This is a genomic window from Psychroflexus sediminis, from assembly GCF_900099815.1.
In the GTDB taxonomy this organism is placed as follows: domain Bacteria; phylum Bacteroidota; class Bacteroidia; order Flavobacteriales; family Flavobacteriaceae; genus Psychroflexus; species Psychroflexus sediminis.
On the sequence record NZ_FNCW01000010.1, the window covers coordinates 71,899 to 90,544 of the forward strand.

Here is an 18,646-nt window from a genome sequence, read left to right on the forward strand (position 1 = left end):
AAATGGCCTTCTTTTACATGAAAGCTTCTTATTTTTGTTTAAAATAATTCTAAATAGATGGCAACTATCGCTAGTTTGAAGAAAGGACAAAAGGCTATCATAGGAGAAATGAACTCCAATGAAATACCGCTTAAGCTTTTAGAAATGGGATGTTTACCTGGAAATCAAGTTGAATTAATTCAAATTGCACCTTTTAAAGACCCGCTTTATCTCAATATTAATGATACTTTTTTGTCGATCAGAAAAGAAACAGCTAGACTTATCAATGTAGAACTTATCAACGATGAGTAAACAAATTAATGTTGCTTTAGTAGGCAATCCAAACACAGGGAAAACATCTGTATTCAATAATCTTACCGGATTAAATCAAAAGGTGGGTAACTATCCCGGAATTACGGTTGAGAAAAAAGAGGCTATTATAAAACTTTCAAGAAACCTGAAAGCTCACGTTTTAGATTTACCGGGTACCTACAGTTTGAATGCAACTTCAATAGATGAGAATGTAGTGATTGAATTACTTCTTAACAAAAACGATAAGGACTTTCCAGATGTCGTGGTTGTGGTAAGTGATATCGAAAACTTAAAGAGAAATCTGCTCTTATTTACTCAAATAAAAGATTTGGGTTTGCCGACAATTCTGGCTATCAATATGGCAGATCGTATGGACAGAAAGGGCATTCAGCTGGATATCGATTTACTTGAAAAGCGGCTGAATACAAAGGTGAATCTGATAAGTGCCAGAAAAAACGAAGGCTTTGATGATCTGAAAAAATCTATTATCAATTATCAAAACATTTCACTGGAGCCTTGCCTATATGCTTCAGAAATTGATAAGGCTTATTTTGAATCTCTTAAAAAAGCTTACCCCAACCAGGAATTGTATAAGCTTTGGTTGGTCATCACTCAGGATGTGAATTTTGGTAAAACCAACAGAAATAAAATACCTGCAGAAAGTGAATTCAAACCCAAATCAGATTCAGAAATAAAACGCCTTCAGCAAAAGGAAACCATCAAGCGCTATCAGTTTATCAATGCAACTTTAAAAGAGACACTGACCAAAGATCTGAACTTAGCGACCGGGCTCAGGGCTAAAATTGATAGACTTTTGATTCATAAAGTCTGGGGCTACGTCATTTTCTTGGCTATTCTCTTTTTGATTTTTCAGACGATTTACGACTGGTCCAGCTATCCCATGGATTTCATCGATGAAAGTTTTCTGCACTTAAGTGAGTTTGTAAAGCAATATTTTCCAAGTGGAATGCTTTCAGATTTGATTACAGAAGGTATTATTCCTGGGATAGGAGGGATCGTCATTTTTGTTCCTCAAATAGCATTTTTGTTTCTGTTCATTTCTATTTTGGAAGAAACCGGCTATATGAGCCGGGTGGTTTTTCTTATGGACAGAGTCATGCGTAAATTTGGTATGAGTGGCAAAAGCGTTGTGCCGCTTGTGTCTGGCACGGCCTGTGCTATTCCTGCTGTTATGGCCGCAAGGAATATTGAGAGCTGGAAAGAACGGCTAGTCACTATTTTGGTAGTACCCTTTACCACCTGCTCTGCACGGCTTCCTGTCTATCTTATTATCATCAGTCTTGTAATTCCAGACGAACGCTGGCTTGGCCTTTTTAATTATCAGGGCATAACCTTGATGTTATTGTATTTGTTGGGCTTTGGTACCGCAGTGGTTTCAGGATGGCTGGCTAGCAAGTTGCTGAAAGTCGATTTCAAAACTTATTTTGTTGTAGAAATGCCAGATTATAAATTACCTATCGTCAAAAATGTGGTGTATACCGTCGTTGAAAAAACAAAATCTTTTGTCTTCGGTGCAGGAAAAATCATCTTGGCCATTTCAATTATACTTTGGGTTCTTGCCAGTTATGGACCTACGGAAGATTTCAGTAATGCTAAAGAAATTGTGAAATCTCAAACAGATACTTCTGAGTTGACTGAAGAAGAACTCGACACTAAAATTTCCTCTTATAAGCTCAAGCATTCTTTTATCGGGTATGCTGGCAGAGCTATTGAACCTGTTTTTGTACCTTTAGGTTATGACTGGAAAATTGGTATAGCCATCATAAGTTCGTTTGCAGCCCGAGAGGTGTTTGTCGGGACTTTAGCCACCATTTATAGTGTTGGTAATGATGAAGAACAAACCATAAGAAACAGAATGGCCGCTGAAGTAAATCCTATTTTGGGAGGCCCGCTGTTTACATTTGCTAGCGGAATCAGCCTTTTGTTATTCTATGCCTTTGCGATGCAATGCATGAGTACACTGGCTATTGTAAAGAGAGAAACAGGAACTTGGAAGTGGCCGTTGATTCAATTGTTTGGGATGTCTGGATTTGCCTATGTGGTTGCATTAATCGCTTTTCAAATTTTAAAATAAAACGATGTTACAAGAAATACTGGTAGTGGTTATTTTTTTTATTGCTTTAGGGTATTTAATAAAGAAATTCTTCTTTAAATCCAAAAAAGCAGATTCAGCTTGCGGCTCTAGTCAGTGTGGTTGTAAAGATTAGAATTAAAACTTGTGGATTGTGTTTGGAGTCACACAATAATCCAAATTGATATCGTGCTCTGAAACTTCAATGTTTTCTGCTTCTGGTTCAAAAAAAGATAAACCGATTTTTAAGGTTTCAGGACGACACCTGGATAGAAATTTATCATAAAATCCTTTTCCATAACCAATTCTATTTCCCGACCTATCGTAAGCTAGTAAAGGCATAAATACCACATCGATTTGCTCAGGCTGGATTTTAATTCCTTTTTCTGGCTCTGGAATATCCCAGTTGCTAATTTTTAATTTTGTGCTGTCTGTGAGCAAATAATGCTCAAGTTCAGCGCCTTTTACCTTGGGAATAACCGCATTTCCATCTTTGCCAAAGATGATTTGTAATAGATATTCTGTATTGATCTCTTTATGCTTAGTAATACTTAGAAAAATATGATAAAATTCAAATTTCCAAATGTCTAATTTCAGACTTTGGTTGGCAATTTGGAGACTCATTTTATCTATCTCTGATGCTGACAGATTTTCTCTTAAAGCCTTGTATGTGTGTCTCAGCTCACTTTTATGCATCGGTAGCTTCTTTAGAAACATGAAAAATGGCATCGCCCTGGTAAACGATAGGGGATTGGTTGGCATTAATAACATAACCTTTATTGGGGGCCTTCACTTTATGCCTAAAGCTACCGTAAGGATCTGTAATGGTAGCGATAAATTCTCCTTTTTCGACAAATTTTCCAATGGGAATTTTGATGTGAAGAAGACCGCTATATTTTGCTCTCATCCAGTATGTACTGGATATAAATTTGGTATTTTCAGCCGGATCTTCAACTTCAAAGTTGGATTTCAGCATATCAAAATGTTTCATGATGCGTTTAAGTCCATCAACTCCGTGTTTTGAAATCTCTTTATTGTTATCCTTGGATTTCCCTCCTTCAAATAACAAAACAGTTTTGCCCTGCTTGACACAGGTCATTCGATAAGAGTTTTTTATAGTTGAAGAATACACCGTGAAAGGCGCATTAAAAATTCTGGCTAGTTCCTCTCCGCGTTCATCAGTTTTATCTATTCGTATTTGTGCTGCATTAAATCTGCTGGCCCCTCCCGTATGAAAATCGAAACAATAATCGGCAACAGGAAGTATTTCAGAAGCGAACTGGTAAGCGAATCGACTGGCCAGAGCCCCTTTTTTGGATCCGGGGAACATGCGGTTCAGGTCTCTCCCGTCCGGAAACTCTCGAGTCATATTCAAAAAACCGAAAACATTAAGCACAGGAACACAGATAGTGGTTCCTCTACTGGGTTTGTTGATTCCTTTTGAAATGAATTGTCTTACCGTTTCAACGCCATTAATTTCATCTCCATGTATTCCAGCGGTGATCAAAAGCACGGGGCCTGGTTTTTTGGCCCTGTCTATGATGATGGGAACTTCCACAACAGTGGTGGTATAAAGTTTTGCCGTGTTAAAATTTATCCTGGCCTTTTCTCCCGGGAAAACTTTTCTGTCCAGAATGTGCATGACATTTTTAGAATCGATGTGAGGCATTACACATTCTTTTCGATATACTGTATGATTGTTCTTGCAATGTCTTTGCCGGTTGCTTTCTCAATACCTTCTAAGCCTGGCGAAGAATTCACCTCAAGAATTAAAGGTCCTCTGGCACTCTGGAGAAGATCGACACCTGCCACACCCAGGCGCATAGCTTTGGCTGCTTTTATAGCTGCAATTTCCTCTTCATCGGTAAGTTCAATAACTTCTGCAGATCCGCCCTGATGTAAATTGGATCTAAATTCGCCCTCTTTTCCTTGTCTTTTCATAGCTCCAACGACGTGACCATCTACGACAAATACACGGATGTCTGCCCCTTTTGCTTCTTTGATAAATTCCTGAACAATAACCCTGGCTTGCAAGCCATTAAAGGCTTCGATAACAGATTTTGCAGCGTTTTTGGTTTCAGCCAGAACCACTCCAAGACCCTGAGTCCCTTCAAGAAGTTTAATCACAAGTGGGGTTCCGCCAACTTGTTGAATGACACCATTGACGTCTCTGGAATAATTGGTAAAAACGGTTTTTGGCAAACCTATTTTAGCTCTGGAAAGCACTTGGAGACTTCTCAGTTTATCCCTACTTCTTACCAAAGCTTCAGAATCTATGGTGCTAAAAGCCCCCATCATTTCGAATTGTCTCACAACAGCGGTTCCGTAAAAAGTCACTGACGCTCCAATTCTGGGAATGATGGCATCGGTATCCAGTATATATTCTCCTTTATAATAAATATTGGGATTGCGCTTTTCTATGACCAAATCACACTTGAGTGGGTCTATGACCTGTACGTCATGCTTTCTTTTTTTTGCAGCTTCAACAAGACGTTTAGTTGAATAGAGATTTGGGTTTCTAGATAAGATTTTAATGTTCATGGTGCTGGATATTATGCGATAAGTTTTTTAATTCGGGGTCTACTATAAATTTTTTATTCAGGAATTTGCGCCCCACAAGTACAGGATGCTTCATTTCTTTTCTATTGCTCAAAGAAAGTGAAATTTTATAAACTTTTCCAAAGATTTCTATCCTTGATTTTATTTCATACCTGCTTTGGGCAATGCCGTTACTACTTTTTACGCGTATTTTGTTATATTCCCTAAAAACAAAAGGCTTATGATTATATTCCGGATGTTCTTTATCCAAAAAAGTACAGTGTAAGCCATCTTCTTTTTCCTCTATGTTTTCACAATGAATGGAAGAGGTATAAGCGCCTGTATCTATCTTGATAGAGATTTCTTTTAAATTCAACTCAGGAAAATCAGCTTTGTCCAGCCTACCGATAATTTTTTTTTTCATAAATGCAAATTACAAAAATGATATAAAACAGAAGTTCTAGGCGAAATTAATATTATATTCATCAAAAAAACCAAATAAAATGTCAAGAGAAGACTTTTACGAAAATATAAGAAATTCAACCAGGTTGAATCACTTCGCAAATCTGGTAAACCTGGCTGCAGTGGATGGCGTTATAAAACCTGAAGAAGAAAAACTATTAAAGCGTTTTTCTAGGAAATTTGATGTTTCCAAAGCGGATTATGAAAGAATTCTTGAAAATCCAGCATCTTTTCCGGTGCATGCTATCAATTCCAAAACGCAGCGATTAGAGTTTTTGTTCGACCTGCTGCTTATTATTTACACAGATCATGAAATGGATCAAACCGAGGAGTTTTTAATCAAAAAGTATGCGGTAGGTCTCGGGTTTTCTGAAGAACAGGCACATGTGATAATTAATAAGTCCAAAAAGTTATTTGAAAATAACTTTTCATTCGATTTCTACCATCGTTTTATCGAGTCTGATGATAATTAGTGATAAACCAATGAATTACTCAGTAGACTGAGCTGCTTTCATAAAAGATTCAGCTTTGTCTACCATGCGATTACTTCCACAGAAAAACGGAACGCGCTCGTGAAGTTCGGTAGGCTGGATGTCCAAAATCCTTTGAAAGCCATCAGAAGCTCTGCCGTTGGCTTGTTCTGCGATAAAAGCAAGCGGATTGCATTCGTAAAGCAGCCTGAGCTTGCCTTTTTCTGCACTTGAGCTTTTGGGATACATATAAATTCCACCTTTGATCATATTTCTATGAAAGTCTGAAACCAAAGAGCCGATGTAACGCGAAGTATAAGGATCCTTGTCGCGCTGGGCTTGGCAATATTTGATATAATCTTTTACACCTTGGGGAAAGTGGATGTAGTTTCCTTCATTAATGGAATAAATCTTCCCATCCTCTGGAAACTTCATATCTGGATGAGATAAATAATATGTGCCTATAGCTGGATTAAGCGTAAACCCATTCACCCCATGGCCTGTGGTATAAACCAGCATGGTGGATGTTCCATAAATGATGTAACCAGCGGCGACTTGCTGATTTCCTGGTTGAAGAAAATCTTCCATTTCCACAGGTTGTCCTACCGGAGTTATCCTTCTGTAAATCGAAAAAATGGTGCCTACAGAAACATTGACATCAATATTGGAACTGCCGTCCAGGGGATCCATAAGTACTACATACTTGTTATTATGGTCTTTGTTATTTCCCTGTACCGTGATGAAACTATCATTTTCTTCTGAAGCTATTCCGCAGACAATTTCCCTGTTGATAAGGGTTTGTATAAAGGTTTCGTTGGCGTACACATCCAGTTTTTTCTGGTCCTCACCCTGAATGTTTTTACCGCCATAATCTCCTACGATATCTACAAGCCCGGCTTTGTTTACTTCGTGATTCACCACTTTGGCTGCCAAGCGGATGGAATTGATCAGCCTGGAAAGTTCGCCTGAAGTATATTTAAAGGATTTTTGATTTTCAATAATAAACTCTCCAAGAGTTTGATTGTGTTCTTTCATAACGAAAACGTTGTAGTTGGCGCAAAAATAGAAAAATTCATAATGTGGCTATCAAATTCATTAAATTTAATTCTACTTGACTATTTTTACTGCAAATTTTGGAGTCATGGATTTTAAAATCAGATTTGCTGTTCCCGAAGACCTGGAAGATATGCTGGAGCTTATCCAGGAGCTGGCTGTATACGAAAACGAACCCGATGCCGTTCAGGTGACTTTAGAAGATCTATATCGCTATGGGTTTGGAGAAGAAGCTATTTACAAATGTTTTGTAGCAGAAGTCGATTCCAAGATAAAAGGTATGGCCTTATTTTATTCCAGATTTTCTACCTGGAAAGGCGAAACTGTCCATCTGGAAGATCTTATTGTCACCAAGTCTATGCGGGGGAAATCTTTGGGTAAAGCTTTGTTCGAGTCTGTCATTATGTATGCCAAAACACGAAATATAAAACGTGTGGAATGGGTCGTTTTAGACTGGAATACCAATGCCATCGATTTTTACGAAAGGTACGGAGCCACCGTATTTAAAGAATGGAGAACAGTTCAACTTGGCGAAGATCAAATCAATCATTTCAATTCATAAGTAAAAAATGCAGGTATATAAATTTGGAGGAGCCTCTGTAAAAGATGCTAAAGGAGTAAGAAATCTTGCAAAAGTCCTGGAAACTACAAACCCGAAACAAAAGGTAGTCGTTATTTCTGCCATGGGAAAAACCACCAATAAGCTTGAGCTTATCATCTCGCTTTATTTTGATAAAAGCAAAGAACTTTCTGAAGCTATTCTTGCTCTAAAGCAAGATCATTATGATATATTAGGCGAGTTATTTGATAATACCTCACATCCGGCTTACACCAAAACCAATTATTTTTTTGATGAACTTTCTATTTTTTTCGATAGAAATAAATCTCCGAATTATGATTTCGTGTATGACCAGGTGGTAGGTTTTGGAGAATTGATAAGCACGAGCATTGTTAGCTATTACTTAAAGTCTGTAGGTATTGAAAACGTATGGCACGACTGCCGGAACCTGGTGGATACGGACAGCGTTTACCGTGATGCAGAAGTAAACTGGGAAAATACTCAGCAGAAAATCTTAAATCATATCAACGAAGAGGAATTAAGTATAACTCAGGGTTTTATCGGTTCAGACTCCAATAATTTCACTACAACCCTGGGTCGGGAAGGATCCGATTATACCGCCGGAATTTTTGCTTACTGTCTCAACGCGGAGAATGTTACTATCTGGAAAGATGTGCCTGGTGTCCTTAACGGTGATCCCAATGTGTTCGAAAATACCAGTCTTCTAGAACAGATTTCATACGAAGAAGCTATTGAATTAGCATTTTACGGAGCTTCTGTTATTCACCCGAAAACCTTACAACCTTTACAGCAAAAGGAAATCCCGCTCTTTGTAAAATCCTTTTACAATCCTAAAGATCAAGGAACTAAAGTTGGAAAAGGAAAATTACTCAATCCCTTATTGCCCTGTTACATCGTTAAAAAGGATTTGGTATTCTTATCTCTGTCTACCCTAGACTTTTCATTTTTTGTAGAAGAAAATATCAGTGAGGTATTTGCACTTTTCCACAAACACCAAATCAAAGTGGATTTAATTCAGAATTCGGCGATTAGTTTTTCAGTATGTGTGGACAATAAATTTAAGAATGTCGATAAACTGATCGAAATTTTAAAGGCGAAATTCAAAGTCGATCACCAAAAAGGAGTATCTCTTTTTACCATAAGACATTATGACGATGAGGCGATAAAACGCATAGAAAAAGACAAAACGGTTCTGTTAAAACAACTGCATAAAGAAACTATTCAATTCGTCACGGCTTAATGGATTCTCTTACACAGATTGTTCTTGGGGCAGCGGTTGGTGAAGTTGTATTAGGAAAGAAAGTTGGTAATAAAGCCATGATTTATGGAGGTATTGCAGGGACGATTCCTGATTTGGATGTTATTGCAGGAAATTTTTACAGCACGGTAACGGCCTTGGAAATTCACAGAGGATTTTCGCACTCCTTGGCGTTTTCTATTCTGGCAGCGCCATTTTTCGGATATCTTTTATCTAAAATTCATCGACAAGCGACTTGGAAAGACTGGTCCAAACTGATGTTTTGGAGCTTGTTTACACACCCGCTTTTAGACTGTTTTACAACCTGGGGCACACAGTTGTTTTGGCCTTTGGATTTGAGAATAGCTTTTAAATCCATCTTTGTCATTGACCCCCTTTATACCCTGCCTTTTTTAGTCTGTCTAATTGCTGCTTCACGATATAAAAGGACTTCCTCAAGACGCCGAAAACTCAATAGGCTAGGATTGATTTTGAGTTCGGGTTACCTTATGCTCTCACTGGTAATGAAAGGAGTTACTTTCGAAAAGTTTGAAGATGCTCTGCAAAACCAAGGCATTGCTTATTCTGAAATAGAAACGAAACCTTCTCCTTTCAATACCCTATTGTGGTCCGCCAATGTGGAAACCAAGCATAACTTCCTCATAGGTGAATATTCCATTTTTGATACGGAACCTATTGAATTTAGAGCCTATCCAAAAAATCATCAAAAAATAGAGCATCTGAGGAGTTACGAAAACTTGAAAAGGCTAATAGATATAACCAATGGCTGGTATACAGTTTCAGAAAAACAAGGAGATTTATATTTAAACGATCTTCGATTCGGATTAGTAAGTCTTGATCCGAATTCTGTAAAATTCGCATTTTCATATCTCTTGGAAGAGAAAAATAATCGATTAAAAATTACAGAAGTGCCAAAAAATACCCGTGATGCCAAAGCATTACTGTCGGGCTTATGGTTGAGATTGAAAGGTAATTAATTTTGAATAATTTCAACTAAAATCATTTTTTCTTCATCGATGATTCGTCTTTTCAAGATATAAGGCTGGTTTAGATAATGCTTGAATGCCTCTTCTTTTTTTATGGTATCTTCTTTATGAACGAATAAATAAGATAGATCTGGTTGAATTATTAATGCAGAAAGTGATGTCTGCTGAGGTTCTTCCTTTACAAAGGGAAGATATCCCGGAAGTTTCTCATTCCTGATGCATTGATTAAAAGACATGTTTAAAGCAACGGATTCGATGAATTTTAAATCGTTCTCTCTGTAAAATCTATTTTCAGGTCTTAAAGTATTCCAGTAATTTATAAGTGAATTGTATTGATCCAATACATCTTGATTTATCTCAATTCCATCGAAATTGATTATAGTTTTTCGTTGAAGATTGATGAGCTGAACTGCTGTAGATCTGATTTGATATTTGATGTTCTCAATACTGTTTTCTGAAATAGACGGCCCGGCAACAAGGGTTATACTTGGAAAAAAATCTCCATCCGAAATATGATTTTCAAGTAAGCGGGTTATTTTTTTATGAGCTAGATTTAGTGGGATGGTATCCTTGTTTACCGCGATGACATTGTCGCTCAAAATTTCTATAAGGGCAACGGTTTCAATTGTAGTGTTGTTTTGCGCTAGAATACTCAAGGGTGAGATTAGAATAAAAATTAAGGAGGCCAAATAGTATTTCATAACGAAAATTTAAAACAAAAATAATTAAAATCAGTCAGCTTAAATTTCAGATTTAAATACTAAACGCGTATAATTGTTTTAATTAGTAATATTTTATAGTCTGAAATTTAATACTTTAAGTGTAAATTTAGTATTTATATGTTTGAATACCTTAAATTTGCTGATTGATTGAACTCCATTTGAGTCCATTTATGATAATGAAAAGACTAATCTTATTTATTTTATTCTCTGTTTTAAGTGTAGCTACTGCTTTCGCACAAGCTGGAGATCCTCCACCCCCACCTGGACCAGTTGATGATCTTCCTACACCAATAGACGATCATCTTTGGATGATTTTCCTAGTAGGCTTAGTTTTTGGGTTGTATGTAACTTTCACCAAAAAATCCATTTTACGAGACTAATTTTCTTTTTGAAATTACTTCGTAGCCTATTATACTAAGTATTGCAGTATACTGTATTCCCAATAACCAAAAATTTTCTTCGACTACCTCTAATCTGTAGGCTGAATAACTTAAAAAGATCAACCAGCTCCAGATGAGCATATAATTATACCTAGTAAAAACACTTAACAATAATGGTAGCATGATGTACCAGGGATGTATTGTGGTAGAAAAAAGATAGTAAGCTGTAGAAGCAAAAAGCATATAAGAGATCAGTTTTTGAAACTCAATCCGTTTATGTTTTAAGCTTAGGAAAAGAATAAAAATTAAGCTTAAAATGGATAATCCGGTTCCGATGACATCAATCATATTATAACCGCTCCATTTAAAACCAATCCATCTCAAAACATAATATAACCCAGCATTAAATTCAAACGAACTAAAGTAAAGGCTTAGAGTTTTAGAGCTTTTGACAAATAGATCATCGTTCCAAAACCCGAAGTAAAATAAAATGATGCCTAGTACTAAATCTAAGATATATTTAAGGTAATTCAATATTTGATGTCTATTAAAAGTATTTGATTTCTTATTAAAATAAGGGAAAAGTATAGGCAGAAACATGAGCGGTAACATTTTCGAAACTACAGCACCTGCCAATCCCAATGCCGACATATAAATTTTTGAACGGTAGAGGTAATAAAGACTCAAGACCAGGAAGAACAACATTACAACTTCAAAGTGCAGACTGAATGTTGATTCTAAAATCACCAGTGGATTCAGAATAAAAAATAAAATTTGTGATTTAGGGCGTTTTAAATCACTTAGGATTTTCAATCCAAATACAGTAAGACCCGCTTCTGCTATTATATTGACGAGTCTGAGCACAATGATGTTTTGCATCAAATCATTACCTGAAATTGCATAGCTAAAACTATAGAACAGTTGCGCTATTGGCGGATAAGTAGAATAATTTGAGGCGTTGAGATTACCCATCTTTTCATAAAGCATTCTGTTGAAATACTGATCTTTCATAAATTCAAGATGGATCAGATCGATGGGAAGATGAAGATAGGGATTGTAGCCTTTCACATTGAGCATACCGTCCCAGATAAATCGATAAAAATCCTGTGATAATTCCGGAACTGAAAACAAGAAAATAAACTTAAACAGAAAGCTTAATCCTATTAAATACTTGAGTTTTATTCCGCTTTTATAGAGGTAAATGGAAAGTCCGAATGCTAAAGAATACAGTGAAAAAAGCAGCCAAAATTGAGGGCGTTCAAGCTCATAACCTATTTGATAATAAACCAGGCAAAGCAAAAATGCACTCCCTAATTTCAACCATAAATGCATTGCTTTAAAGTTCATCAGGCTTTAGAAAATAAAGTTTTAAAGGATATAAATCCGAAGCCAAATACAAGCATCAAATGAAAAATAACAAGACCAAAATCCTGTGTTAAATAAGCGCTATAAATCCCGTAAATAAAATACCCAAATAACAGGATTTCAATACCGTTGAGAATGGAAATCTTTTTATTGATGTAGGTTTTTCCCTCCCAGGTGTCTGTAGTTGAGGAAATATCGAATTTTGGGGTGCGAATGAAGGCTGATTTTTTATTGAAATGTCCTTCCAGAATAGCCAGCGTATTATGAACCGATAAGCCCATCGCAATTGAAAAAAATGTGATAAAAAGCCCCGTGAATTTCAAAAAAGAAATCAATCCGCTACCATAAATTTCTTTATAACTGGTCCAGTACCCGTAAATAAAAATTACGGTACTGATCCCCATAGCTGCCAAAATGTAAAAAATGATACTCCAGGATTCCTGCTGAAACTTGATATACAATACCGGAATACTCAAAACAGCAACCAATAAAATCAAAAAGAACATGCTGGAATTTAACAGATGAAAAAAGCTGTGAAGTTTCGACTTAAAACTCATGGCTTCACTTTGAAATACAGAACTGAAATTTTTTCTGAAATTCTCTGCAGCTCCTTTATTCCACCGGAATTGCTGAGATCTTGCAGCGCTTAAGACAACGGGAAGTTCTGCCGGAGTAACCACATCTTTAAGATAAGTGAATTTCCAGCCTTTGAGCTGGGCTCTGTAACTCAAATCCAAATCTTCGGTCAGGGTATCCCCCTGCCAGTTTCCGGCATCTTCTATACAGGTTTTTCGCCATATTCCAGCTGTTCCATTGAAGTTGATAAAGTGGCCGCCAAACGACCTGCCCACCTGTTCAATCTGAAAATGAAAATCCAGAGCGAAAGCCTGTATTTTGGTAAGTATACTATAATTTTTATTAACATGTCCCCAGCGGGTTTGTACAACTCCGATATCAGGCGTGTTGAAATGTGGAATCGTTTTCTTCAGCCAATCTGCCTGGGGTAGGAAATCAGCATCAAAAACAGCGATAAACTCACCTTCAGCAGTACTTAAACCTTCTTTAAGAGCTCCGGCTTTAAAGTTTTTTCTATCAATTCTGTGAATATATTTGGCGTTTATTCCTTTACTGATCAACTCTTGGGTTAAGTGTTCTGTATAAGCTTTGGAAGAATCTGTGGAATCATCCAGGACTTGAATTTCCAGTTTCGAAGCTGGATAATCTAGATGGGAGATGTTATTCAACAAACGCCTGACGACATACTTTTCATTGTACAGTGGAAGTTGAACGGTCACTTTTGGCCATTCGCATGTTGCTTGAATGGCTTCAGGTTCTCTCTTTTTTGCTTTTTGATAATTGAGGACAAGTTGTAATTGAAGCAAACTGTAAATCAATATTACAAAAAGGGCGAAGCTGTAAAGTCCTATTATGATATAATCAAGAATCATTTAAATGTATATTTAAAAATCCAGCCCAGTATTTTAACACCAGCCATAACGGCACCTTTGACTGTGCCAGAAACTTTGGATTCTCCAATTCTGTTTCTATAATGTATACCGACTTCAGTGTAAGTCAGATTTTGTTTTAAGGCTTTCAACTGCATTTCAACTGTCCAGCCGTAGGTTTTGTCTTGCATGTTCAAAGCTAATAACTTAGTGTATTTTATCGCTCTAAAGGGCCCCAGGTCTGTAAATTTTGAATTAAAGAACAAGCGCATCAACCGGGTCGCTAGCCAATTTCCGAAAATTTGTGGAAAGGTCATTGAGCCAGGTTCACGTTTTGACTTTACTCTGGCCCCAATAACTAAATCTATGTTATTTTCAATAATAGGGGATATGATTTTGTCCATCTCCTCCGGGTAATCACTGTAATCACCATCAAGAAAAACAAGGATATCAGTTGGTTCTTCCAATTCCTTTAGATAAGAAAGTCCTCTCAAGCACGCATAACCATAGCCCATTTTTGGCTCATAAAGCAAAGTAGCGCCTGCAGTTATGGCTTCCTGTGCTGTTTTATCCTTTGATTGATTATCCACGACAATCACTTCCGATATATGCGAAGGAATATCATAGATAACCCTGGCAATAGAGCCTTCTTCGTTAAATGCTGGTATAATTACTCTAATCCAAGTCATAGACTGCGAAAATACATTTTATAGTTTGTTTGGTAGTTGTCGTTTTATTCTGAATTTCATTTCAAAATAAAAATTGAACCTTAATCAACCCAATTACGTAACTACTTATGAAAAATATTTTCGGGATTGCCGATAGTGGTTTTTTATCTCATCGAATGGGTCTTGAGATAAATGTAAATTACAATGCTCTTTTTCAAGTGAATATTTGTGGTATAAATTATAATAAGTAGATTTAGAAAAAAATTGAAAATGCAGCCAGATGAACTCATTCTCCAGTTAAAGCAAAAAAACGAATTTGCTTTTTCTCAGATTTATGATATGTATTCTGAAAATATTTTCGGTATCATTAACACCATAATTAATGATACCCAAGTATCCGAAGAAGTACTTCAAGATGTATTTATAAAAGTCTGGGACAAATCGGAATCTTATTCCAGCGAAAAAGGCCGTTTTTTTACCTGGCTATTGAATATTTCCAGAAATGCTGCTATTGACAAAGTAAGATCCAAAGCTTATAAGAATAAGCGTAAAAATTCAGATTTCAATAACTTTTCTTTTTTTATAAAAGACGATATGAATCTGGATAGTATAAGTGATGGGTATGGCATAAGAAAGTTTGTGGATCAGCTTAAGCCTATGTGTGTGAAATTGATTGATTTGTTATTTTTCAAGGGTTATACTCAAAAAGAAGATTCGGAAACTTTGGAAATACCCCTGGGAACAGTGAAATCCAGAAACAGAACCTGACTGAATTCATTAAGAGAAACACTAGAATAATATGACTAGCAAAGAGTATATAGAATCGGGAAGGCTTGAGCTTTTTGTATATGGGACGCTCCCGGATACAGAGCAAGCACAGGTTGCAGCAGATATTGCTAAAAATCCTGAACTTCAAGCCGAAGTTGAATCCATTGAAGCAAGCCTGTTGAATCTTTCTAAAGCGACTTCCACTGGCCTAAATCCGTCTGTAAAACAGGGAGTGCTCCAGAAAATAAATCAGAAAACTGCTCAGCAGAAGCCTAAAGTGAAAATCATCACTTCAAATTTTTCTTACTTTGGTTGGGCTGCGGCCATTTTGCTTCTGGGGGGAATTCTTTGGCTCCTCAAACTTAATCAGGATTTACAAGAAGAACTCCAGGTGGTTTCAAGCGAAAATGAATTGCAGGAGACACAGCTTGTCAATTCAAGTGAAAAGGTCCAGAATCTGGAAGCTTTACTTGTTCAAATGTCTCAGCCCGGAACGCGTAAGTTGACTCTGCCAGGAAACGAAATCAATGCCCCGGATTCGGCTGTTGCTGTTTTTTATGATGACGAGAATGATGAATTGATTTTAGACATAAGCCGTTTGCCAGATGCTCCGGAAGGTATGGTTTACCAGGCTTGGTCACTTACTTTTGAACCTTTGACGCCAAACAGCATAGGCCTTTTAGCTAAGGGGAAATCGGCTAGCAATAAAATTTTTAGATTACGAGATATCCCGGAAGCTGAAGGTTTTGGAATAACTTTAGAGCCGTCAGGGGGGAGCAAATCGCCTAATATGGAACAACTTTATGCCTTAGGAATTATATAAAACTAATTAAGTCTCCAAATTTCAAAGTTCAGAGCTGCAGCATAAAAAATCCAAATTATATAGGGAATAAGCAAATAGGCTGCCCAATTATTGACAATCTTGAACCATTTGTAAGTGATCAGGACTAAGATGATGAGAGCAATGATTATCAATAGTCCGGCCAAAGGGGACTGATAACCAAAGAAGGCAATCGACCAGGAGGCATTCAGGACAAGCTGAAAACCAAAATGGTAGAGAGCTGTTTTAACCCAGATATGATGAAAACCTCTGCTCCATACTATTCCTGCAGCAACACCCATCAAGATATAAAGCAGAGTCCAGACAGGGCCGAACAGCCAGCCAGGAGGGGTGAAGCTTGGTTTTTCTAAGGTAGTGTACCAGGTCTCTACGCTGGTTTGCGTAGCAATAGACCCTATAAATCCGATGCCAAGACAAATTATAACGGCGATAATTATTTTTAAGACGGTTGAAGTTTTCATAAGCTTATTTGTATGCAGCAAATTATTAATATTTTTCATTATTTACAATTTATATGAGAACATCTAGCTTTCCTTATATTTGCTCAAAATCAAAACAAAATGGATCATCAGGATTTTACCTATAAAACACCACAGCTTTTACCGGATCTCGATACCTACAGATCTGAAGCGCCAAGCAATATTGCACTGGTTAAATACTGGGGGAAGTATGGAGAGCAATTACCAAAAAATGCGTCGATAAGCTACACCTTGAAGAATTGTAAAACCCAAACTGAAGTCATCCTGAAAAAGCGCATAGAAGCTGATGATCAGTTTCATTATGAGGTCTTCTTAGACCGTGAACTCAAGTCGTCTTTTAAACCTAAAATAGACAAATTCTTAAAACGAATAGAAGTCTATGTTCCCTTCTTAAAGTCTTTTCAGTTTGAAATTCATACCAAAAACACTTTTCCGCACAGCAGCGGCATAGCATCATCAGCCAGTGGTATGGCGGCGCTAGCCAAATGTTTTGTAGTTATGCAGGCTTCGGTACAACCAGAACTAACCGAAACCTTTCAAGCTCAGAAGGCTTCTTTTTTAGCCAGGCTGGGGTCGGGAAGTGCCTGCAGAAGCACCGGTGGTAAACTTGTGGTCTGGGGGAAACATAAAGATATAGAAGGCAGCTCCGGCTTTTATGGGATTGATTATCCGTATGAAGTTCATAACAATTTCAGAAATTTCAGGGATTCTATTCTATTGATAGATGAAGGTGAGAAGCAGGTTAGCAGTAGCCTGGGTCATGATCTGATGCACGGTCATCCCTTCGCAGAACAGCGCTTTGAGCAGGCAGATTCAAACCTGACTAAATTGAAACCGATTTTAGCTCAAGGAAATTTCGATGAGTTTTTTGCCTTAGTCGAGTCTGAAGCTTTATCCCTTCACGCCATGATGATGACCAGCTCGCCTTATTTTATTTTGATGCAGCCTAACACTTTACAGGTTATCAATAAAATCTGGGAATTTAGGAAATCTGAAGAAGTGCCAGTAGGCTTTACCTTAGATGCGGGAGCCAATGTCCATATCTTATATCCAGAATCATCAGAAACTAAAGTGAGAGTTTTTATCGAGGACCATTTACTTCAATTTTGCCAGGGAGAAAAAGTGATTCACGATCAAATTCAATTTTAATCTTGTTTTAAGTTTTCGAATAAATAGTAAACAAAATACGCTAAATTTGTCGTATATTAATTCTATGTCAGATATCTTTTCTTAAATGTGATGGTTTATTTCCTAAGAATCAGTAATATTTGCAGAAGTAATTAATTTTATCTTAAGTTCACTATTATGAAAGGACCTCTATTTTATTCAAAGATTCTATTGTTTGGAGAATATGGTATCATTAAAGATTCCAAAGGTTTATCGATTCCTTATAATTTTTACAATGGAGCTTTGAAAGTAGATGAACATCCGGATGAAAAAGCGATTAAATCGAATAAAGAACTCAAGCGATTTTCATCTTACCTGGAGAACCTAAATCTAGAAAAAAGTACCCCAGTTCGTTTCGATTTGGATTCTCTGAATGAAGATATCGAAAAAGGGATGTATTTTGACAGCAGCATTCCACAAGGTTATGGTGTAGGAAGTAGTGGTGCGCTTGTTGCAGCGATTTATGACAAGTATGCATTCGATAAAATCACAGTCTTAGAGAACCTGTCTAAAGATAAACTCCTCAAACTAAAGACTATTTTTTCCAAGATGGAATCTTTTTTCCACGGAAAATCTTCAGGCCTGGATCCGCTTAACAGTTATTTAAGCTTACCAATTCTCATCAATTCCAAAGATAACATTGAACCTGCAGGGATTCCTTCACAAACTCAAAATGGAAATGGAGCTGTCTTTTTGTTGGACAGCGGTATTGTTGGAGAAACAGCCCCAATGGTACAAATCTTTATGGATAGTATGAAACAGGAAGGCTTTAGAAACATCATCAAAGATAAGTTTGTAAAACACACCGATGCCTGTGTAGATAACTTCTTAGCAGGAGATTTCAAATCCCTTTTCGGAAATATAAAACACCTATCCAATGTGGTTTTGGATAACTTCAAACCTATGATTCCTAAGCAGTTTCATGAGTTATGGAGAAAAGGTATCGAAACCAACGATTATTATCTCAAGCTCTGTGGTTCTGGAGGTGGAGGCTATATTTTAGGCTTTACCCAGGATTTTGAGAAAGCCAAAAAAGCTTTGAAAGATCACAAGCTAGAAGTGGTTTATACGTTTTAAAAAC

The 18,646-nt window shown here is 37.0% G+C and carries 21 protein-coding genes; 11 read left to right on the forward strand and 10 right to left on the reverse strand.

Going from position 1 to position 18,646, the window contains the following annotated elements; all coding sequences use genetic code 11:
* Positions 1-57: 57 nt before the first annotated feature.
* Together BLP81_RS10425 and feoB are read left to right on the forward strand one after the other, a co-directional pair.
* Entirely contained in the window at positions 58-291 is a 234-nt protein-coding gene (locus tag BLP81_RS10425; RefSeq protein WP_093368409.1) for a FeoA family protein, read from the forward strand.
* Positions 284-2,386, forward strand: a complete 2,103-nt coding sequence (gene feoB / locus BLP81_RS10430; RefSeq protein WP_093368410.1) for a ferrous iron transport protein B — start codon at positions 284-286, stop codon at positions 2,384-2,386. The genes BLP81_RS10425 and feoB overlap by 8 nt, the downstream gene beginning before the upstream one ends.
* Positions 2,387-2,521: 135 nt before the next feature.
* On the opposite strand, the gene BLP81_RS10440 is transcribed toward feoB, so the two are convergent.
* The 4 genes from BLP81_RS10440 to BLP81_RS10455 are packed head-to-tail and all read right to left on the reverse strand — an operon-like array spanning position 2,522 to position 5,345.
* Positions 2,522-3,079, reverse strand: coding sequence for a 5-formyltetrahydrofolate cyclo-ligase (locus tag BLP81_RS10440; protein WP_093368412.1), 558 nt, complete (start codon positions 3,077-3,079; stop codon positions 2,522-2,524).
* Positions 3,072-4,052 (reverse strand): succinylglutamate desuccinylase/aspartoacylase family protein, encoded by a 981-nt coding sequence (locus tag BLP81_RS10445; protein ID WP_093368413.1) that lies wholly within the window; start codon positions 4,050-4,052, stop codon positions 3,072-3,074. The genes BLP81_RS10440 and BLP81_RS10445 overlap by 8 nt, the downstream gene beginning before the upstream one ends.
* Positions 4,052-4,924, reverse strand: a complete 873-nt coding sequence (rimK, locus tag BLP81_RS10450) for a 30S ribosomal protein S6--L-glutamate ligase (protein WP_093368414.1) — start codon at positions 4,922-4,924, stop codon at positions 4,052-4,054. The genes BLP81_RS10445 and rimK overlap by 1 nt, the downstream gene beginning before the upstream one ends.
* Positions 4,914-5,345, reverse strand: a complete 432-nt coding sequence (locus BLP81_RS10455; protein WP_093368415.1) for an ATP-dependent zinc protease family protein — start codon at positions 5,343-5,345, stop codon at positions 4,914-4,916. Before BLP81_RS10455 ends, rimK begins: the two co-directional genes overlap by 11 nt.
* Before the next feature lie 79 nt (positions 5,346-5,424).
* Here BLP81_RS10455 and BLP81_RS10460 point away from each other — a divergent pair, with 79 nt between their 5' ends.
* On the forward strand, positions 5,425-5,856 hold the full coding sequence (locus tag BLP81_RS10460; RefSeq protein ID WP_093368416.1) for a tellurite resistance TerB family protein: 432 nt from the start codon (positions 5,425-5,427) through the stop codon (positions 5,854-5,856).
* Positions 5,857-5,871: 15 nt separating this feature from the next.
* On the opposite strand, the gene fbp is transcribed toward BLP81_RS10460, so the two are convergent.
* A complete protein-coding gene (gene fbp / locus BLP81_RS10465; RefSeq protein WP_093368417.1) occupies positions 5,872-6,888 on the reverse strand; it encodes a class 1 fructose-bisphosphatase in 1,017 nt (338 codons plus the stop codon).
* Between the two features lie 106 nt (positions 6,889-6,994).
* Between fbp and BLP81_RS10470 the strand changes: the two genes are divergently transcribed.
* Genes BLP81_RS10470 through BLP81_RS10480 form a run of 3 tightly spaced genes read left to right on the forward strand, consistent with a single transcriptional unit; the run spans position 6,995 to position 9,721 of the window.
* Positions 6,995-7,468 carry a GNAT family N-acetyltransferase gene (locus BLP81_RS10470; protein ID WP_093368418.1) on the forward strand — a complete coding sequence of 158 codons (474 nt, stop codon included), beginning with the start codon at positions 6,995-6,997 and terminating at the stop codon, positions 7,466-7,468.
* Between the two features lie 7 nt (positions 7,469-7,475).
* Positions 7,476-8,726, forward strand: coding sequence for an aspartate kinase (locus BLP81_RS10475; RefSeq protein WP_093368419.1), 1,251 nt, complete (start codon positions 7,476-7,478; stop codon positions 8,724-8,726).
* Positions 8,726-9,721 (forward strand): metal-dependent hydrolase, encoded by a 996-nt coding sequence (locus BLP81_RS10480; RefSeq protein ID WP_093368420.1) that lies wholly within the window; start codon positions 8,726-8,728, stop codon positions 9,719-9,721. Before BLP81_RS10475 ends, BLP81_RS10480 begins: the two co-directional genes overlap by 1 nt.
* Here the strand turns inward: BLP81_RS10480 and BLP81_RS10485 are convergent.
* On the reverse strand, positions 9,718-10,431 hold the full coding sequence (locus tag BLP81_RS10485) for a hypothetical protein (protein ID WP_093368421.1): 714 nt from the start codon (positions 10,429-10,431) through the stop codon (positions 9,718-9,720). The genes BLP81_RS10480 and BLP81_RS10485 overlap by 4 nt on opposite strands.
* A 197-nt stretch (positions 10,432-10,628) precedes the next feature.
* On the opposite strand from BLP81_RS10485, the gene BLP81_RS10490 reads away from it, so the two are divergent.
* Positions 10,629-10,832: a hypothetical protein gene (locus BLP81_RS10490; protein WP_143002831.1), complete on the forward strand. Its 204-nt coding sequence runs from the start codon at positions 10,629-10,631 to the stop codon at positions 10,830-10,832.
* Here BLP81_RS10490 and BLP81_RS10495 read toward each other — a convergent pair.
* The 3 genes from BLP81_RS10495 to BLP81_RS10505 are packed head-to-tail and all read right to left on the reverse strand — an operon-like array spanning position 10,821 to position 14,331.
* On the reverse strand, positions 10,821-12,179 hold the full coding sequence (locus tag BLP81_RS10495) for an MptA/MptB family glycosyltransferase (RefSeq protein ID WP_093368423.1): 1,359 nt from the start codon (positions 12,177-12,179) through the stop codon (positions 10,821-10,823). The two genes, BLP81_RS10490 and BLP81_RS10495, sit on opposite strands and share 12 nt — an antisense overlap.
* Positions 12,179-13,645 (reverse strand): cellulose synthase family protein, encoded by a 1,467-nt coding sequence (locus BLP81_RS10500; RefSeq protein ID WP_093368424.1) that lies wholly within the window; start codon positions 13,643-13,645, stop codon positions 12,179-12,181. Before BLP81_RS10500 ends, BLP81_RS10495 begins: the two co-directional genes overlap by 1 nt.
* Entirely contained in the window at positions 13,642-14,331 is a 690-nt protein-coding gene (locus BLP81_RS10505; RefSeq protein ID WP_093368425.1) for a glycosyltransferase family 2 protein, read from the reverse strand. The genes BLP81_RS10500 and BLP81_RS10505 overlap by 4 nt, the downstream gene beginning before the upstream one ends.
* Positions 14,332-14,580: 249 nt before the next feature.
* On the opposite strand from BLP81_RS10505, the gene BLP81_RS10510 reads away from it, so the two are divergent.
* Positions 14,581-15,078: an RNA polymerase sigma factor gene (locus BLP81_RS10510; protein WP_093368426.1), complete on the forward strand. Its 498-nt coding sequence runs from the start codon at positions 14,581-14,583 to the stop codon at positions 15,076-15,078.
* Between the two features lie 31 nt (positions 15,079-15,109).
* Entirely contained in the window at positions 15,110-15,901 is a 792-nt protein-coding gene (locus tag BLP81_RS10515; RefSeq protein ID WP_093368427.1) for an anti-sigma factor, read from the forward strand.
* 2 nt (positions 15,902-15,903) lie between these two features.
* On the opposite strand, the gene BLP81_RS10520 is transcribed toward BLP81_RS10515, so the two are convergent.
* On the reverse strand, positions 15,904-16,380 hold the full coding sequence (locus BLP81_RS10520) for a TspO/MBR family protein (protein WP_093368428.1): 477 nt from the start codon (positions 16,378-16,380) through the stop codon (positions 15,904-15,906).
* 99 nt (positions 16,381-16,479) lie between these two features.
* Here BLP81_RS10520 and mvaD point away from each other — a divergent pair, with 99 nt between their 5' ends.
* Together mvaD and BLP81_RS10530 are read left to right on the forward strand one after the other, a co-directional pair.
* Positions 16,480-17,547: a diphosphomevalonate decarboxylase gene (gene mvaD / locus BLP81_RS10525; protein ID WP_093368429.1), complete on the forward strand. Its 1,068-nt coding sequence runs from the start codon at positions 16,480-16,482 to the stop codon at positions 17,545-17,547.
* A 156-nt stretch (positions 17,548-17,703) separates the two neighbouring features.
* Positions 17,704-18,642: a mevalonate kinase family protein gene (locus tag BLP81_RS10530; protein WP_093368430.1), complete on the forward strand. Its 939-nt coding sequence runs from the start codon at positions 17,704-17,706 to the stop codon at positions 18,640-18,642.
* The last annotated feature ends 4 nt before the right edge of the window (positions 18,643-18,646 follow it).

Coding starts and splice junctions, on each gene's coding strand:
- BLP81_RS10425 (WP_093368409.1), top strand. CDS start 58: ATGGCAACTATCGCTAGTTTGAAGAAAGGACAAAAGGCTATCATAGGA.
- feoB (WP_093368410.1), top strand. CDS start 284: ATGAGTAAACAAATTAATGTTGCTTTAGTAGGCAATCCAAACACAGGG.
- BLP81_RS10440 (WP_093368412.1), bottom strand. CDS start 3,079: ATGCATAAAAGTGAGCTGAGACACACATACAAGGCTTTAAGAGAAAAT.
- BLP81_RS10445 (WP_093368413.1), bottom strand. CDS start 4,052: ATGCCTCACATCGATTCTAAAAATGTCATGCACATTCTGGACAGAAAA.
- rimK (WP_093368414.1), bottom strand. CDS start 4,924: ATGAACATTAAAATCTTATCTAGAAACCCAAATCTCTATTCAACTAAA.
- BLP81_RS10455 (WP_093368415.1), bottom strand. CDS start 5,345: ATGAAAAAAAAAATTATCGGTAGGCTGGACAAAGCTGATTTTCCTGAG.
- BLP81_RS10460 (WP_093368416.1), top strand. CDS start 5,425: ATGTCAAGAGAAGACTTTTACGAAAATATAAGAAATTCAACCAGGTTG.
- fbp (WP_093368417.1), bottom strand. CDS start 6,888: ATGAAAGAACACAATCAAACTCTTGGAGAGTTTATTATTGAAAATCAA.
- BLP81_RS10470 (WP_093368418.1), top strand. CDS start 6,995: ATGGATTTTAAAATCAGATTTGCTGTTCCCGAAGACCTGGAAGATATG.
- BLP81_RS10475 (WP_093368419.1), top strand. CDS start 7,476: ATGCAGGTATATAAATTTGGAGGAGCCTCTGTAAAAGATGCTAAAGGA.
- BLP81_RS10480 (WP_093368420.1), top strand. CDS start 8,726: ATGGATTCTCTTACACAGATTGTTCTTGGGGCAGCGGTTGGTGAAGTT.
- BLP81_RS10485 (WP_093368421.1), bottom strand. CDS start 10,431: ATGAAATACTATTTGGCCTCCTTAATTTTTATTCTAATCTCACCCTTG.
- BLP81_RS10490 (WP_143002831.1), top strand. CDS start 10,629: ATGAAAAGACTAATCTTATTTATTTTATTCTCTGTTTTAAGTGTAGCT.
- BLP81_RS10495 (WP_093368423.1), bottom strand. CDS start 12,179: ATGAACTTTAAAGCAATGCATTTATGGTTGAAATTAGGGAGTGCATTT.
- BLP81_RS10500 (WP_093368424.1), bottom strand. CDS start 13,645: ATGATTCTTGATTATATCATAATAGGACTTTACAGCTTCGCCCTTTTT.
- BLP81_RS10505 (WP_093368425.1), bottom strand. CDS start 14,331: ATGACTTGGATTAGAGTAATTATACCAGCATTTAACGAAGAAGGCTCT.
- BLP81_RS10510 (WP_093368426.1), top strand. CDS start 14,581: ATGCAGCCAGATGAACTCATTCTCCAGTTAAAGCAAAAAAACGAATTT.
- BLP81_RS10515 (WP_093368427.1), top strand. CDS start 15,110: ATGACTAGCAAAGAGTATATAGAATCGGGAAGGCTTGAGCTTTTTGTA.
- BLP81_RS10520 (WP_093368428.1), bottom strand. CDS start 16,380: ATGAAAACTTCAACCGTCTTAAAAATAATTATCGCCGTTATAATTTGT.
- mvaD (WP_093368429.1), top strand. CDS start 16,480: ATGGATCATCAGGATTTTACCTATAAAACACCACAGCTTTTACCGGAT.
- BLP81_RS10530 (WP_093368430.1), top strand. CDS start 17,704: ATGAAAGGACCTCTATTTTATTCAAAGATTCTATTGTTTGGAGAATAT.